The organism is Rhizobium sp. NPDC090279, from assembly GCF_044769665.1.
Classification (GTDB): Bacteria; Pseudomonadota; Alphaproteobacteria; order Rhizobiales; family Rhizobiaceae; genus Rhizobium.
Genome location: NZ_JBIVYI010000002.1, coordinates 13,192 through 28,424 on the forward strand (window position 1 = coordinate 13,192; position 15,233 = coordinate 28,424).

Annotated in this window: 16 protein-coding genes; 8 read left to right on the forward strand and 8 right to left on the reverse strand. The window is 61.7% G+C overall.

All coding sequences use genetic code 11. The annotated features are described in order from the left end of the window. Nucleotides 1-55: 55 nt before the first annotated feature. Nucleotides 56-1,216, reverse strand: coding sequence for an FAD-dependent oxidoreductase (locus ACIQWP_RS04155; protein WP_402782772.1), 1,161 nt, complete (start codon nucleotides 1,214-1,216; stop codon nucleotides 56-58). A 74-nt stretch (nucleotides 1,217-1,290) separates the two neighbouring features. Between ACIQWP_RS04155 and ACIQWP_RS04160 the strand changes: the two genes are divergently transcribed. Continuing rightward, entirely contained in the window at nucleotides 1,291-1,746 is a 456-nt protein-coding gene (locus tag ACIQWP_RS04160; RefSeq protein WP_402782774.1) for a MarR family winged helix-turn-helix transcriptional regulator, read from the forward strand. Between the two features lie 36 nt (nucleotides 1,747-1,782). Here the strand turns inward: ACIQWP_RS04160 and ACIQWP_RS04165 are convergent, their stop codons facing one another. Then, entirely contained in the window at nucleotides 1,783-2,703 is a 921-nt protein-coding gene (locus tag ACIQWP_RS04165; protein WP_402782776.1) for a 3-hydroxyacyl-CoA dehydrogenase, read from the reverse strand. A gap of 251 nt (nucleotides 2,704-2,954) precedes the next feature. Here ACIQWP_RS04165 and ACIQWP_RS04170 point away from each other — a divergent pair, with 251 nt between their 5' ends. Then, nucleotides 2,955-3,938 carry a LacI family DNA-binding transcriptional regulator gene (locus ACIQWP_RS04170; protein ID WP_402782778.1) on the forward strand — a complete coding sequence of 328 codons (984 nt, stop codon included), beginning with the start codon at nucleotides 2,955-2,957 and terminating at the stop codon, nucleotides 3,936-3,938. A gap of 71 nt (nucleotides 3,939-4,009) precedes the next feature. On the opposite strand, the gene ACIQWP_RS04175 is transcribed toward ACIQWP_RS04170, so the two are convergent. From ACIQWP_RS04175 to ACIQWP_RS04195, 5 genes are all read right to left on the reverse strand, one after another. Beyond that, nucleotides 4,010-5,275 (reverse strand): ABC transporter substrate-binding protein, encoded by a 1,266-nt coding sequence (locus ACIQWP_RS04175; RefSeq protein WP_402782780.1) that lies wholly within the window; start codon nucleotides 5,273-5,275, stop codon nucleotides 4,010-4,012. Between the two features lie 137 nt (nucleotides 5,276-5,412). Next, on the reverse strand, nucleotides 5,413-6,249 hold the full coding sequence (locus ACIQWP_RS04180) for a carbohydrate ABC transporter permease (RefSeq protein WP_047628861.1): 837 nt from the start codon (nucleotides 6,247-6,249) through the stop codon (nucleotides 5,413-5,415). Continuing rightward, nucleotides 6,246-7,169, reverse strand: coding sequence for a carbohydrate ABC transporter permease (locus ACIQWP_RS04185; RefSeq protein WP_047628862.1), 924 nt, complete (start codon nucleotides 7,167-7,169; stop codon nucleotides 6,246-6,248). Before ACIQWP_RS04185 ends, ACIQWP_RS04180 begins: the two co-directional genes overlap by 4 nt. Further along, complete coding sequence (locus ACIQWP_RS04190; RefSeq protein WP_402782784.1) at nucleotides 7,162-8,325, reverse strand: ABC transporter ATP-binding protein; 1,164 nt, start codon at nucleotides 8,323-8,325, stop codon at nucleotides 7,162-7,164. Before ACIQWP_RS04190 ends, ACIQWP_RS04185 begins: the two co-directional genes overlap by 8 nt. After that, entirely contained in the window at nucleotides 8,322-9,158 is an 837-nt protein-coding gene (locus tag ACIQWP_RS04195) for a metallophosphoesterase family protein (protein ID WP_402782786.1), read from the reverse strand. Before ACIQWP_RS04195 ends, ACIQWP_RS04190 begins: the two co-directional genes overlap by 4 nt. 235 nt (nucleotides 9,159-9,393) lie before the next feature. Between ACIQWP_RS04195 and ACIQWP_RS04200 the strand changes: the two genes are divergently transcribed. From ACIQWP_RS04200 to ACIQWP_RS04225, 6 genes are all read left to right on the forward strand, one after another. Continuing rightward, entirely contained in the window at nucleotides 9,394-9,603 is a 210-nt protein-coding gene (locus tag ACIQWP_RS04200; RefSeq protein WP_120665174.1) for a SlyX family protein, read from the forward strand. A 121-nt stretch (nucleotides 9,604-9,724) separates the two neighbouring features. Next, complete coding sequence (gene msrA, locus ACIQWP_RS04205; RefSeq protein WP_402782789.1) at nucleotides 9,725-10,477, forward strand: peptide-methionine (S)-S-oxide reductase MsrA; 753 nt, start codon at nucleotides 9,725-9,727, stop codon at nucleotides 10,475-10,477. Between the two features lie 123 nt (nucleotides 10,478-10,600). Beyond that, on the forward strand, nucleotides 10,601-11,524 hold the full coding sequence (locus ACIQWP_RS04210) for a bestrophin family protein (protein WP_402782791.1): 924 nt from the start codon (nucleotides 10,601-10,603) through the stop codon (nucleotides 11,522-11,524). 64 nt (nucleotides 11,525-11,588) lie between these two features. After that, on the forward strand, nucleotides 11,589-12,128 hold the full coding sequence (locus tag ACIQWP_RS04215) for a sigma-70 family RNA polymerase sigma factor (protein WP_402782793.1): 540 nt from the start codon (nucleotides 11,589-11,591) through the stop codon (nucleotides 12,126-12,128). Beyond that, nucleotides 12,115-12,885 (forward strand): anti-sigma factor family protein, encoded by a 771-nt coding sequence (locus tag ACIQWP_RS04220; RefSeq protein ID WP_402782795.1) that lies wholly within the window; start codon nucleotides 12,115-12,117, stop codon nucleotides 12,883-12,885. The genes ACIQWP_RS04215 and ACIQWP_RS04220 overlap by 14 nt, the downstream gene beginning before the upstream one ends. 22 nt (nucleotides 12,886-12,907) lie before the next feature. Continuing rightward, nucleotides 12,908-13,624: a Bax inhibitor-1/YccA family protein gene (locus tag ACIQWP_RS04225; protein WP_402782797.1), complete on the forward strand. Its 717-nt coding sequence runs from the start codon at nucleotides 12,908-12,910 to the stop codon at nucleotides 13,622-13,624. Nucleotides 13,625-14,041: 417 nt separating this feature from the next. On the opposite strand, the gene dgoD is transcribed toward ACIQWP_RS04225, so the two are convergent. Next, on the reverse strand, nucleotides 14,042-15,190 hold the full coding sequence (dgoD, locus tag ACIQWP_RS04230; protein WP_402782799.1) for a galactonate dehydratase: 1,149 nt from the start codon (nucleotides 15,188-15,190) through the stop codon (nucleotides 14,042-14,044). Nucleotides 15,191-15,233: the final 43 nt, after the last annotated feature.

The following is a 15,233-nucleotide window of genomic DNA, read 5'->3' on the forward strand; positions in this document are numbered from 1 at the left end:
GATGAAATAGCGTCTTTAAAGCGGGCCGGATTGGCCCGCTTTCTCTTACGCGATGCTAGGCGGCGGAGCCTTGAAGGCGGGCGTCGAGATGGGCCTTGTAGTGCTGGAGAGAGAGCTCCGCTCCGAGATGAGAGAGCTCGGTGGCGACGGCTTCCGCAGCATGCTCTGCCGGCTCGATGACGCGCTCGAACATGTCTGCCTCATAGGCTCTGACGGCGCTTTTCCAGTCGTCGTTTTCAAGAAGCCGGCGGGCGAGTTCCGCCGCGTCCAGCATCGCAGCGTTCACGCCTTCGCCGCCGAAAGGCGACATGACATGCGCGGCATCGCCAAGCAGCGTGATGCCGATACGGTTCTGCCAGTGATGGCCGACCGGGAGTGCGTAGATAGGGCGCGGAACGATATGATCGTTGCTGGCTTCGATGAGGGCAACGATAGTCGGTGCCCAGCCTTCGAATTCGGCCGCCAACCGCTCACGGGCTTTTGCCGGCGACGCAAAATCGAAGGTCTTGTCGGCCCAGTCGGTCGGTACGCGGAAAATGGCGTAGCCGCGCAGGTGAGCGTTGCCATTGCGCTGGACGATCAGGCCCCTTGCCGCAGCCTCGATGCCGATCTTGCCACGACCGACAAGCGCCGCGAGATCGGGGTGGCTGGTATCGACGTCATCAATGCCGAACTCGATGAAAGTGATGCCGCTATATTGCGGGCGGTAGGAGGAGACCAGCGGCCGAACCTTGGACCAGCTGCCATCGGCGCCGACGACGAGATCGAAGGGGCCGACTGTTTCGCTTTCGAAGACTAGATCGTATCTGCCGTCGTCGCGCGGGCGCACCTCGCGCAGCGCATGGTTCCAGCGAATGATTTCCGATGGTAATGAGGCGAGCAGCGTTTGCCGCAGCGCCGTGCGATCCACTTCCGGCCTGTCGGAATCGTCGGCGTCGTCATCGGCAAACAGCAATGTGCCGTCCTTGTCGTAAAGCCGGCTTCCCTGATCCTCATAACGGGCGATCGTCAGGAATTCTTCGTAGAGGCCGGCGCAGCGCAGCGCCAGCTGACCGGATTCGACATGCAGGTCGAGCGTGCCGCCCTGTGGGCGAGCAAGGGCGTGTTCTTCGCGTTCGAAGACTGTGATCGGCACACCGCCCTGATGGAGGATGCGAGCCAGCGTCAGGCCTCCGGGGCCAGCGCCGATGATGGCGATGCGGGGATAGGATCTCATGGACATGGTTCTCGTAATTTTGTACATAGGTACCTATATAGATTAACATAGGTACCTATTCAAGTGGTGTGGAAATGACGGATTGGGATTTGTTCGACGCGCCGGCGCCGCTCATCAACATGGCGTCGCGTTCGTTTGCGCGTCTCGGCGAGCGGCGGGTGAAGGCATTGGGCTTCAATATCGGCCAGCTGCCCGTGCTCTATATGCTTCGCAATGGCGCGCAGATGTCGCAGAAGGATCTGGCGAAGTTCGCGAAGATCGAGCAGCCGTCGATGGCGCAGATGCTGGCGCGGATGGAGCGGGACGGGTTGATCCGGCGCGCGCCCGACCCGGCCGATGGGCGCAGCAGCCTCGTGTCCTTGACCGAGGCGGCGATTGCCAGGCTTCCGGCTGCGCGGCAAGCCTTGGAAGAAGGCCGTGAGGCGGTTCTCGAAGGATTCAGTGCCGACGAAGTTCAAACGCTGCTTCTATTGATGCGGAAGCTCAACCAGAACCTGGATCGGATGGTTGCCGAGGAAGACGCATCATAGGCGCGCTTTTCTCTGCGCGCCTATGACTACCAGCACTCAGATTTCAGCATAGACGATGCCGGTGAAGGAGCCGGCATGGTGCAGGAGTTCGCGCTCGCCCGAGCCGTCGAGGCTTGCGGAGTAGAGATTGCCGCCGATATCGGTGAAGAACATGCGGTTACCAGGCAGGTCGAGCGACAGGCCGATGCCTTCGTCCAGGCCTTCGAGCACGACTTCGGACGTTGCTGCGATGTCATCCATCTGGGCGCGGTTGACGGTATTGCCGCGCGGAAGGTTGCCGCGATCGGTCCAGTAGATGGTGCGGGTGGCAAGATCGAGTTCGAGATCGATCGGTTCCGGCAGCTTGTCCAGCAGAGTTTCGATGTCGCTGCGGTTTGTGGAAGTTTCACCCGCAGGGATATCGATGCCGGCGCGGAAGATGCGGCCGAGGCCGGCATCCGGCGGTCCCTTCTGGGTCCAGTAGATCTGCCCGAGTGGCAGGTCCAACGCGATGCCGACGCACCAGCGCTCGATCTCGGCGCTGTCCCCTGGGCTGTCGCCATTCTGCACCAGGGTTTCGATGTCGCTGCCGTCGATATTGGCGCGCATGACGCGCATGCCCTCGCGGTCGCACCAGTAGAGCTTGCCGTTATCGCGATCGATCTGGATCTGCTTCGGCGTCACCAGCGTACTGCCCGGCGGGATCAGCGTGATGTGGTTGCCGCCGTCGAGGTCCATGCGCTCGATGGAGCCGTCATGGGCGTTGTAGTCGTTACCCATCTCCGTCCAGTAGATCCAGCCGTTCTCGCTGTCGACGAGAATGCCATCCGGGCTGCGGCCGGCCCGTTGGACGATCAGCTTGAGATCGGTGCCGTCGATGGCGGAGGAGAGAATTCGTCCATCGTTGATGTCGAGGAAGAACAGTCTTTCGGTCTTTTCGGCGGAGGTGGCAGGCGTCCGTGCTTCTGCTTCTGACATGAGAGCATCCTTTCAAGGGGTCGGATCTGCGGATCACAACGCGGCAATCATCGCACCGGTTGATGACAGCATCATTCGCTGCGGCGATCACGACGAACATCTGCTGCGTTGCAGCAAAGTCAAGGGCGCCTACGTCGCGACGGCAGCGAGCCGGCGTCAAATAACTGTCATCGGTCTGATATAAATCCCCGTAATTCTTAGGGGCTCTACCAGTCTGGGCTGAAAATCCGAAGCCGGAGGTGCTTGATAGCATGTCGACGCTCCAGCAGGTCGCTTTTCGAGCCGGTTGTTCGGTCGCGACCGCCAGCCGGGTGCTCAACCGCAACGGTCCGGTCAGCGACGAGATGGTGCGGCGCGTGCGCCGGGCGGCGGCTGAGCTTGGCTATCGGGCGGGTAGTCGCAGCGGCAACGGGCGGCCGGCGATCGGCGTGCTCATTCCCAGCATTACCAATCCGGTCTTTGCCGCGTCGCTTTCCAGCATTCAGAACAGGGCCCTTCATGCCGGCCACAGCGTGCTGATCGCACAATCGAATTATGATCCTGCACAGGAGGTCGACGCCGTCGCCTCGCTGCTGCAGCAGCAGCCGACCGGTCTCATCCTGACGCTTTGCGATCCTGAACGCAGCCTGCTCCTGTCTTCCGCCCTGCCGCCAACCGTATTGCTCGGCAATTTGCCAACGACCCGCTTCATGGCCGCCGTCGCCACCGACAATTTCGGTGCGGGCCGGGATCTGACCGACCACCTCCTATGCAAGGGGCATCGCCGCATCCTGTTCATATCAGGCCATTTTTCGGCATCGGATCGGGCGAAGCTGCGCTATCTCGGCTATATCAGGGCGATGGAAGCGGCAGGGCATCAGCCTCTCGATGCCCTGGAAATTTCCTTCGTGAGCAGCCTGGAACAGCTCGACCTCTCCGATGCGGTTTCGCGTCTGCGCCCGACGGCGATCATCGCCTCCAACGATCTTCTTGCCCTTGGCGTGATGGGCACGCTTCGGCGTCAGGGTCTTTCGATCCCGCGCGATATCTCCGTTGCCGGCTTTGATGGAATCTCGCTCGGGTTTCTGGGAGAGGTTCCCTTGACGACGGTGGAAATTCCGGACGGGACGATGGGGGCGGCGGCGGCCTCGCTGCTGCTCGACATGGCGGAAAACGCTGCGCCGCCGCGTCATCTGACCGTGCCTTATCGGATGCGCGCGGGCGGCACAGTGCGCAATCTTGCCATTCAATCTTGACGCCTGTCTGCGAACGGAAACGCCGCCTCTGGATGAGAGGCGGCGTGGATTGTTCAGATCGGGTCTAAAGATCAGCTGCGCGGCAGCAGGCCGCCGACGTCGGAAGCGGCGTCATCGAGGGCTTCCTTCGGCGTGGCCGAGCCGTCGACGATGCGCGAGAGGTTGTCGACGATGGTCTGCGTGACCTTGACGCCGTTGGAGCCCGGGAAGGCGTACCAGGGGATCATGATCGACATCTGGCTGAGGCCGGCCTGGAAGAGCGGGTTCTTCTTGTAGAAGTCGCCGAGATATTCGGCCGACTTGGCGGCAAGCTCGTTGTTCGGAACATAGCCGGTGCCGGGAACGACGACCGAGGCGCCATAGGGGCCGGCGGCGAACTTGGCGAACTTCCAGGCAGCTTCTTCCTTGACCGGATCATGCGTCAGGATGACGACGGCGTTGCCACCCGTCGGCAGGCGGCCGTTGACCGGGTCGATCAGCGGCAGCTTGGCAGTGCGCAGGTCGAACTTGGTGCCGACATTCTTGATGGTGTTGACGAGCGCGCCAGTCGTCTGGAATTCGAAGCCGACCTTGCCGGCTGCGAAGGCCTGTTCGCCTGCAGCCTTGGTGAAGACCGGCATGCCGCCTTCCTTGACGAAGCGCTGGATCATCTCGACGGCCTTCTGGCCTTCCGGACCGTTGAAGGCAACCTTGCTTTCGTCGTCGCTCAGCATCTTGCCGCCGGCGCCGAAGAGGAGGGCGGAGAACATCCAGTCGTCACCCTGCCAGCGGAAGTCCATGCCGTCGACGCCATTGCCGAGCGCCTTGATCTTGCCGGCGAGCGCAATGACTTCATCCCAGGTCTTCGGCGGGTTGTCCGGATTGCCGCCGGCTGCCTTCACCAGATCGGCATTGTAGTACATGATCGGGTTCGACGTTGCGAAGGCGAGGCCGACCTGCTTGCCCTTGACCTGGGCGAGCTTCAGGATCGTGTCCGAGAAGCCCTGCTCGGCCATGTTACCCTCTTTCTTGACGAGGGGGCCGAGGTCGACGGCGACATTGCGCTCGTCCATCATGCGCAGGCGGTTGAGGCCGATGAAGGTGACATCGGGCATCTCGCTGGTGCCGGCCTGGCGCAGGATGGTCTGGATGCCTTCCTCATAGGTGGCCGAAGGAGCGGCGAACTGGATCTTGATGTCGGGATTTTCTTCCATGAACTTCTTCGAGATCGTGTCCATCACGTTCTTGAAGAAGCCGGGCATGGGGTAATGAACCGTCAGGGTGGTTTCGGCATAGGCCGGGACCGACACGACCATCGAAATGGCCGCGGCGGCGAGAATCTGGGTGATATGCTTCATCGCTCGTTCTCCTATCGAGCATGATGCCGAAAAGTGTAGGCGGTTTTCGGACGACATCATGCTCTATTTCTTTGGTTCTAGAGCGGATTCAGATTTTAGATCGATACGATCTAAAATCATCCGCTCTAGGGAACCGGTCAGCCCTTGAGACCGGTCATGGTGATGCCCTCGACGAAACGCTTCTGCGCGAGAAGGAACGCCGCGACGAGGGGAATGGTGATGATGAGGGTTGCCGCCATGAGCGCGCCGTAGTCGTCGCCGGCTTCGGCGGCGCGGAAATACATGAGGCCCAGCGGTGGCGTGAAATAATCCTGCTTGCTGATGACGATCAGCGGCCAGTAGAGGTCGTTCCAGTGCGCGACAACCGAGAAGATCGCGAAAGCGGTCACGGCCGGCCATGCGTTCGGCACGATGACGCGAGCGACGATGCCGAGTTCCGACATGCCATCGAGACGCGCGGCATGGATCAGGTCGTCGGGCATGGCGCGGAAGAACTGCAGGAACATGAAGATCGCGAAGACCGAGATCGAGAAGGGCGCGACGAGCGCCGTGTAGCTGTTCAGGAGCGACAGGCTGTTGAAGCCGACATAGAGCGGCAGCGCCGTCGCGTGGATCGGGATCAGCAGGCCCAGCATGATCAGCACCATCATGGTGCGTGCCGCCGGGAATTTCAGCTTCGCCATGGCGTAGGCGCAGGGAATGGCGATCAGCACCTGGAAGAAGAAGATCAGGCCGCAGACGATGACGCCGTTGAACAGCAGCGTGCCCATGTCAACCTTGCTCAGCGCCTTGGCGATGTTCTCGACGTAATAGAAATGCGTCGGGATCAGCTTCAAGGCGGACGTGAATATATCGTCCTGCGCCTTGCCGGCGGTCGAAATCATGAAGATGTAGGGCGCCAGGAAGATCAGCGAGCCCAGGATCAGCAGAGAGAGGCGCAGGATGCGGCCGGGAGTGAAGCCTGTCGAGGTCATGTGTAATGCACCTGCCGGTCTTGGACGCGATATTGCAGGAAGGTCAGCACCACGAGGATGGCGAGGAAGACCGTGGTCATCGCCGAGGCATAGCCGACCCGCAGATAGACGAAGCCTTCCTGGTAGATGCTGAAGAGCAGGACCTCGGAGGCATGGTTCGGGCCGCCATCGGTCAAGGCCTTGACGGTATCGAAGACCTTCACCGCATTGATGATGCTGATGGTGGTCACGAAGAGCGTCGTCGGTCCGAGCATTGGCCAGGTGACGAGCCAGAAGCGATCCCAGGCCGACTTTGCGCCATCCACTTCGGCCGCGGCATAGAGCTCGCGCGGGATGGCGGTGAGGCCGGCCAGGAACAGCACCATGTTGAAGCCGACCGACTGCCAGACGCCAATGATCGACAGGCTATAGAGCGCCGTCGCCGACGAACCGAGCCAGTTCGGGCCAGGCAGGCCGATTTCAGCGAGCATTGCGTTGATCGGGCCGATCGTCGGATGGAAGAGATATTGCCAGACGGTTGCCATCGCGACGATCAGCGAGGCGACGGGCAGGAAGTAGGCGGTGCGGAAGAAGCTGCGGCCGATGCCTTCGCTTTCGATCAAAAGCGCGACGCCGAGGCCGAGCACGATCGAGACGGGCGCGACGATGGCCGTATAGACTGTCGTGTTCCAGAGCGATTTCTGGAAGGCGCGGTCGCGCAGCAGATGCGCGTAGTTTTCGAAGGCGACGAAGCGCAGGCTCTTGTCGCCCAGCTGGAAATCCGTGAAGCCGAGAAAGACGACGGCAACGATCGGCACCAGGATGAAGAGCACGATCAGGATGATGGCGGGCAGGGCGAAGAGCAGAGCCGTGCGGGCTTCGCTCCGTTCGCGGGCCGCGGCCCTCTGCAGCGGCAAGGAGGTGGCGGCAATGCTAGCCATGCGCCTTCTCCCGCGTGGCGTCGACGGTCGTCGGTGCGGCGCGCAGGCGGCGGCCGTCTTCGACGAAGACCATCGCCTGTTCCGCTGAGAGGCCCAACGCCACCGGCATACCGGCGCTAAGGCCGGCAACGTCTGCCGGTGCGAGCTTGACGACCATCGTCTCGCCGATGGCGTCGAGCTTGGCATAGAGGATGACTTCGGAGCCGAGGAACTCCATGCGCTCGATATGGGCTGCAAGTGCATCCTGCCGGTTTTGCGTGAGGCTCACGAATTCCGGACGGATGCCGAGCGTGACGTTGCCGCCGGCAATGCTGCCGTCTTCCAGTGCAAGCCGGATGCCGCCGAAGGCGACGATGCCGTTTTCAGCCCGCGCCGGCAAAAGATTGATGCGCGGCTGGCCGACGAAGCGGGCCACTTCGATATGGGCGGGATCGTCGTAGATCGTCTGCGGCGAGGCGAGCTGCAGCAGCTGGCCGCCGATCATGACGGCGACGCGGTCGGCCATCGACAGCGCCTCGGCCTGGTCGTGGGTGACATAGACGGTGGGCACGCCGGCGCGGCGGTGCAGATCGACGATCTCGCCGCGGGCATGGACGCGCAAATTGGCGTCGAGGTTGGAGAGAGGCTCGTCCATGAGGAAGACGGCGGGACGGCGCACCATGGCGCGGGCGAGCGCCACGCGCTGGCGCTGGCCGCCGGACATCTGGCCGGGTTTGCGGTCGAGCAGGTGGTCGATCTTCAGGGAAACAGCCATTTCGCGGACATCGCGGATGATGCCGGTGCGGGCGGCGCGCTGGCCGGGGATCAGCGAGCCGATGAAGGGCAGGCGCTGGACGCGCGACAGCCGGCGCATGGCGAGCGGCACGGCAATGTTTTCCGAGGCCGTCAGATGCGGATAGAGCGCGTAGGACTGGAACACCATGGCGATGTTGCGATCCGCCGCCGCGACGCCTGAGACGTCGCTGCCGCCGAGGATGATCTCGCCGCTGTCGGCATGATCGAGACCGGCGAGGATGCGCAGCAGCGTGCTCTTGCCGCAGCCGGACGGACCGACGAGGGCGATGAACTCACCGGGCTGTACGTCGAGATCGACGCCTTTGAGGATGGCGTTGCCGCCAAAGGATTTGGCGATGCCGCGAAGCGAGAGTGCACTCATTCGGTCGGCTCCTTCTGTGCCTTGGATGCTGCCTGCGGATAGACTTCCATGACGACGTCATCGAGGAAGTAGGCGGTCATGCCGGGCACGGCGACGAGTTCGGTCGACACCGTCTCGCCAAGCTCGTGGATCGCGGCGCCGAGCAGCCGCTCGCCCGGCATCTCGCGTTCCATCTTGTCGAGGATGAAGGCGCCGGGCGGCGCCCATACGACAGCGGTGTCGTTGAAACGGCCTTCCCAGGTCCAATGGAGATGGCCGCTGCCGAACAGCGCTACGTCATGGGCCGCGATCAGATCATAGAGGCGGCGGCGCTGGGCCGGGCGCACGCTCCAGTAGCCGGTGTCGCCTTCATCCGGCGCATCGACGAAGAGCGGCTTGTGCGCGAAGAGGGCGATACGGCGGTCGCCGCGGCTTTCCAGCATGTCCTGCAGCCAGCCGAACTGCTTCTGCTCTTCGGCATCCTCGAAGCCCATCAGCAGGCTGTTGAGGCCGATCAGACGCCAGTTGTCGACGTCCTTCGCCCAATAATCGGGACCGACGAGGCGGCGCCAGCGCTCCAGCCGCTCGGGATTGACGGGCTGATAGGAACCGGGCAGGTGGCCGACATCGTGGTTGCCGGGCACGATCAGCATCGGTACCGAGATTTGGCGCATCATCTCCATGGAGAAGGTGAGATCTTCATCCTTGTCGGCGCCGTCGACGCTCAGATCGCCGGTGTGGACGACGAGATCGGCGCCGCTTGCCTCGATCCATTTCGCCAGCGGCTCCCAGTTGCCGTTGAAATGCGGCTTGCTGGGGCTCAAATGGGTGTCGGTGATCTGGATGATCTTCAAGGCGCTTCTCCGCAGTCGTCAGAAAGGGTGCGCCTGCGGAAGGGATTGCCTTCAAACCGGCGCGTATCTGCGCTCTCTTTAGAAGGCCCCCATGTCAGTTAGGTAACGGGTCTTTTCATCTGTTTTTCAGTTTTGTCACATCGCCGTCAAACGGCACTGCCGTTCGGGTCGCGCCGAATGGAAGCACTATACGCGGTTGCCGCCCTGCTATAGATCGTTGCGAAAGGGATCAGATATGTCAGACGAACAGAGCCGCATCACCAAACTCGAAGAGACGGTCGCCCATCAGGCGAAGACGATCGAGGAGCTTTCCGACCAGATTGCCGAGCAATGGAAAGTGGTCGAGCAGACCAGGCAGAAGCTGGACCGGCTGACCGAGCGGTTTCTGACGCTGGAGGAACAGTCGCTCGACGCGCCGGCCATCACCAAGCCGCCCCATTACTGAATAAGGGCGCCGTCTTGTTCACGTTTCGGTGTTGCACGCGGCCGTGTGTAACATTGAACCTCGTCTTCCCGTATCTCCTTGTGACCGAAGCGTTTAGAATGGCGTTCGAGAGGAGAGTGTCATGAAGACTTTATCGACAGATATGATCCGCATTGGCTCGGCGCGGGTCGCGCGTCTTGCAGGGCTCACCGCGGCCGCCGTGCTGGTCGGCGCCATCGCGCTGCAATTTGTCGGCCGCGCCTCGGCCGAGGATGCCCGCGTCATTCCCGCGCCGAGCGCGGACGAAACGGCTGTTGCCGCCGGGACCGAGACGGCGGTGCTTGCCGGCGGCTGCTTCTGGGGCGTGCAGGGCGTCTTCCAGCACGTCAACGGCGTCATAAGCGCAACGTCGGGCTATGCCGGCGGCAACAAGGCTGCGGCTCATTATGAGATGGTCAGCGACGGCGATACCGGCCACGCCGAATCCGTGCGCATCGTCTTCGATCCACACAAGATCAGCTATGGGCATCTGCTGCAGATCTATTTCTCGGTTGCCCATGATCCGACGGAGCTGAATTACCAGGGGCCGGACAGCGGCACGCAATATCGCTCCGCCATCTTCCCGACCAGCCAGTCACAGGCCGATATTGCCCGCGCCTATATCGACCAGCTCAATAAAGCCAAGGCTTTTGACGCATCAATCGTCACCAAGATCGAGCCATCGAAGCAATTCTATGCTGCCGAGGACTATCATCAGGATTTCCTGACGACGCATCCGAGCTACCCCTACATCGTCATCAACGACCTGCCGAAGATCAAGAATCTTCAGCATCTCTTCCCTGGAGATTATCGCGCCCAGCCCGTTCTGGTGACGGCAAGCGCCAGCGCGAACTGATGGCCTGCTTGACCGGCGAGCGTTGCCCGTCGGTCAGGGCCGCATTGCAAGAAATGCTCGTTACTCCCGGCAGGTCTGGTGTATTGCTGCCTCACCAGACATTCATCGAGAGCGCGCTTTGCCATGATCGTCCGCGACCGGCCGAATCTCTTCCAGCTATTCTTCATCGTCCGCGGGTCGATCGTCCGGCGCATCCTGCCGCAGATCATTGCCATCTTCCTGCTGTCGGCCCTGATCGTCTGGGGACATGACGAGCGGCCGAACCTTATCGTTGCCTTCAATGGCTCGCCGCTTGCCCTGCTTGGCATCGCCCTTTCGATCTTCCTCGGCTTTCGCAACAATGCCAGCTACGACCGCTGGTGGGAGGGCCGCCGCGACTGGGGCCAGCTCGTCTATGTGGCGCGCGGCTTTGCCCGCCAGACGTTGGTGCTCGAAGCGGCGGGCGATACCGGCGTCGAGGCAAGGAAGAACCTGCTGCGCCTGACCATGGCCTTCGCGCAGGCGCTGGTCTGCCTTCTGCGTGCAGGCAGCGACGAGAACAAGGTGTTGCGCCTTTTGACGCCGAGCGAGGCCGAATTCTATCGTGCCGCCCAGAACGGGCCGGATCTCATTCTGCGTTTGATGTCGGCCGATCTCGCGCGATTGAAGGCATCAGGCGCGATTTCGGATATCCAATTTCAGATGCTGGATATCAGCGTCGGCCAGATGGGAGCGGTCCAGGCGGCCTGCGAGCGCATCCGCAATACGCCGCTGCCCTTCGGCTATACGCTGCTTTTGCATCGTACGGCCTACCTCTTCTGTTTCTTGTTGCCGTTCGGCTTCGTCGATACGCTGCGCTGGTGGGCGCCCTTCGTGACGGCGCTCATCGCCTACACCTTCTTCGGTCTCGACGCTCTGGGCGACGAGCTGGAGGACCCTTTCGGCCATCGCCCCAACGCGCTCGCCATCGAAGCGCTTGCCGATACGATCGAGATCAATCTGCGTGAGGCGCTTGGTGAAACCGCCTTGCCGCCGTTGCCGCAGCCGCAGGATTTCGTGCTGATGTAAAAAATTAGCAAAAATATTCATCGGGCGATGGAATAGAATCCCGAGGGCTTCCGTATATAGGTGTATGGAACGCAAAGGACGCACATTCGATGTTTTGGGGCAGCTCGGTTCGCTGAGACGATACGCCCGTTCGCTTGTGCGCAATTCGGACGAGGCCGAAGATCTGGTGCATGACGCACTGGTCAAGGCATACGAACGCAAGTCATCCTTCCGCCACGGCGGCAATCTGCGCACCTGGCTGCTGTCGATCCTGCACAATGTGCATATCGACCGCCTGCGGCAGAAGAAGTCGCTGAACCGTCGCCATGAAGAGGCGGCGGCCGAGCTGGAAACGGCATTGCCGGCATCGCAGGACCATACGGTGCGTTTGAGCCAGGTCCGCGAGGCATTCTTCAATCTGCCCGAGGAGCAGCGCGAAGCGCTGCATCTGGTGGCGATCGAAGACCTCTCTTACCAGGAGGCGGCATCCGCCCTTGGCATTCCTGTCGGCACGCTGATGTCCCGCATTGCGCGGGCAAGGGCGAGCCTTAGAAATTTCGAAGAGGCGACCTCCAAGGTTTCCCATCTGCGGCTCATCGAGGGAGGCGGCAATGAAAATCGTTGATCCGATCATCGATACCGATCTCGACGCTTATGTCGATGGCGAGCTGACGCTCGGGCGGCGTGTCGAGGTGGAATCCTATCTCTCGGAGCATCCCGAGATCGCCGCCAAGGTGATGGCGGATATGAGCATCCGCGGCGAGCTGCGCATGGCGCTGGCCGGAGAAGGTCATGTTGTCCGGGCCGAAACGCGGGAGGCCGCGCGACGGCTGGAGCGCGGACTGGTCTACGGCCGCATGCTGGGCTCTTTCCAGCGCGTTGCCGCCATTGCCGTGCTGGTGACGACCGGATGGGTCGCGCATACGTCCTTCGGCGCCTTTACGGCGAGCGAGGTCAGCGCGTCGACACGACCGCCGGCCTTCGTCGACGATGCGGTGCGCGCCTATAAGACCACGGCGGTGCGCGAAGAGATCAAGCCGCAGTCGGCGGCCGTAAATTACAATCCGGATGAAATCCGCGCGTCGACGGCGATCGTGTTGCCGGAACTGCCGGGCGACTGGCGCGTCACCGATGCACAAATCTATCCGTCCGAATTCGGTCCGAGCGTCGAAATGATGGTCGATGCCGGTGAAGACGGACATTTATCACTGTTTGCCGTCCGCCCGGGCACTTTCGCCGTCCAGGACGTCAGTCACATCAAGCGTGACGACGTCCAGGCTGCCTATTGGCAGATCGGTGAAGTCGCCTATGCGCTGATCGGCAAAGGCAAGGTGGGTCAGCTCGACGGCGATGCCGAAAAGCTTGCCCGCAGCCTGTACTAGTTCGAATTAGAGGAGAACGACCATGAACCAAACCAATCCGGGTTACGGCTACGGAGCCGGCACAGGCTCTCAGGCGCTCTTCGACGAAGGTCTGCGCCGGCACATGCTGCGCGTCTACAATTACATGGGTATCGGCCTTGTCGTGACGGGTATCGTCGCGCTGATCGTCGGCACGACACCTGCGCTCTACGTGCCGATCTTCCAGAGCCCGCTGAAGTGGGTGGTCATGCTGGCGCCGCTTGCCTTCGTGTTCTTCTTCTCGTTCCGCATTCAGACGATGTCGGCCAGTACGGCGCAGATGATGTTCTGGGCCTTCTGTGCGGTCATGGGACTGTCGCTGGCCTCGGTCTTCCTGGTCTTCACCGGCACGAGCATCGCCCGCACCTTCTTCATCGCCGCGACCATGTTCGGCGCGACCAGCCTCTACGGCTACACGACGAAGCGGAATCTCTCCAATATCGGCTCGTTCCTGATGATGGGCCTGTTCGGTGTGATCATCGCCAGCATCGTCAATATCTTCCTGGGTTCGAGTGCTCTGCAGTTCGCAATCTCGGTGATCGGCATCGTCGTCTTCGTCGGCCTGACCGCCTGGGATACGCAGAACATCAAGGAACAGTATGCCGAGAACCACGACCAGGAATCGCAGCAGAAGCTGGCCGTCTTCGGTGCCCTGTCGCTCTACCTGAACTTCGTGAACATCTTCCAGCTGCTGCTGAACTTCACGGGTGAACGGGAATAGTTTCGAATTACGCTTGAGCATGGTCTGAGCTGAAGGGCACTCCACGCCTTTGGTGATCATGCTCCGGGAATGCGTCTCCCTGGGGGCTTGTTGAGACGCATGACGCGCCTGCAGTATCTGCGCCGATACTGCAGGCGCAACTTTTTTGGGGAATGGGAAACCAGGCTTGCGATCGAAGCGGCGGGCTCGTGGTGACGAGCGGCGATGATCTTCATCGCGGTATCGAGGGTGGTAAGCCCCACTCGATGGACGAGCCGGTTTCGCAGCCATCTTCGCCGCAGCCGCGGCAAGGGGAAAGGTGCCGGATTAAGAGAGCACTGGCTAAAAGAAAGGGCCCGATAGCGCAGATCTGCTGCCATCGGGCCCTTAATCATTGGAGATATGCGGCTTCTCGTCCGTCAGGAGACGGCCGCGGCCTTACCACTCAGCGACGCTGCCATCCTCGTGACGCCAGACCGGGTTGCGCCAGCGATGGCCTTCCTTGGCGCGCTCGATGACGTAGGCCTCGTCCACCTCGATGCCGAGGCCCGGTCCCTGCGGGATCGAGACGAAGCCATCGGCATACTGGAACACCTCCTTGTTGGAGATATAGTCGAGGATGTCGTTGCCCTTGTTGTAGTGAATGCCGAGGCTCTGCTCCTGGATAAAGGCATTGTAGCTGACGGCATCGACCTGCAGGCAGGCGGCAAGCGCGATCGGGCCGAGCGGGCAATGCGGCGCCAGCGCCACATCATAGGCTTCGGCCATCGCCGCGATCTTGCGGCATTCGGTGATGCCGCCGGCGTGGGAAAGATCCGGCTGGAGAATGTCGACATAACCGTCCGACAGCACCGACTTGAAGTCCCAGCGCGAATAGAGCCGTTCACCCAAGGCAATCGGCGTCGAGCAATGGTTGGCGATTTCCTTCAGTGCTTCGCGGTTCTCCGACAGCACCGGCTCCTCGATGAACAGCAGCTTGTAGGGCTCCAGCTCCTTGGCGAGCACCTTGGCCATCGGCCGGTGGACGCGGCCATGGAAATCGACGCCGATGCCGATATAGGGGCCGATCGCCTCGCGAATGGTGGCGATGGTCTCGACCGCCTTCTCCACCTTGTCGTAGGTGTCGACGATCTGCATCTCCTCGCAGCCGTTGAGCTTGATCGCCTTGAAGCCGCGGGCAACGACCTCCTTGGCGTTGTTGGCGACGTCGGAGGGGCGGTCGCCGCCGATCCAGGAATAGACCTTGATCTTTTCGCGCACCTGGCCGCCGAGCAGCGAGTGGATCGGCTGGCCGAGTGCCTTGCCCTTGATGTCCCACAGCGCCTGGTCGATGCCGGCCAGGGCCGACATGTGGATGGCGCCGCCACGATAGAAGCCGGCGCGATACATGACGTTCCAGTGATCTTCGATCAGGAAGGGGTCCTTGCCGATCAGATAGTCTTCCAGCTCATGCACGGCTGCCTGCACGGTCAGCGCACGGCCTTCCACCACAGGCTCACCCCAGCCGGTAATGCCTTCGTCGGTCTCGATCTTCAGGAACATCCAGCGCGGCGGAACGATGTAGGTCGTCAGTTTGGTGATTTTCATGGGAACGCTTCCAGTTCGACTTTGGCCAGTTGGGCTTCGGATT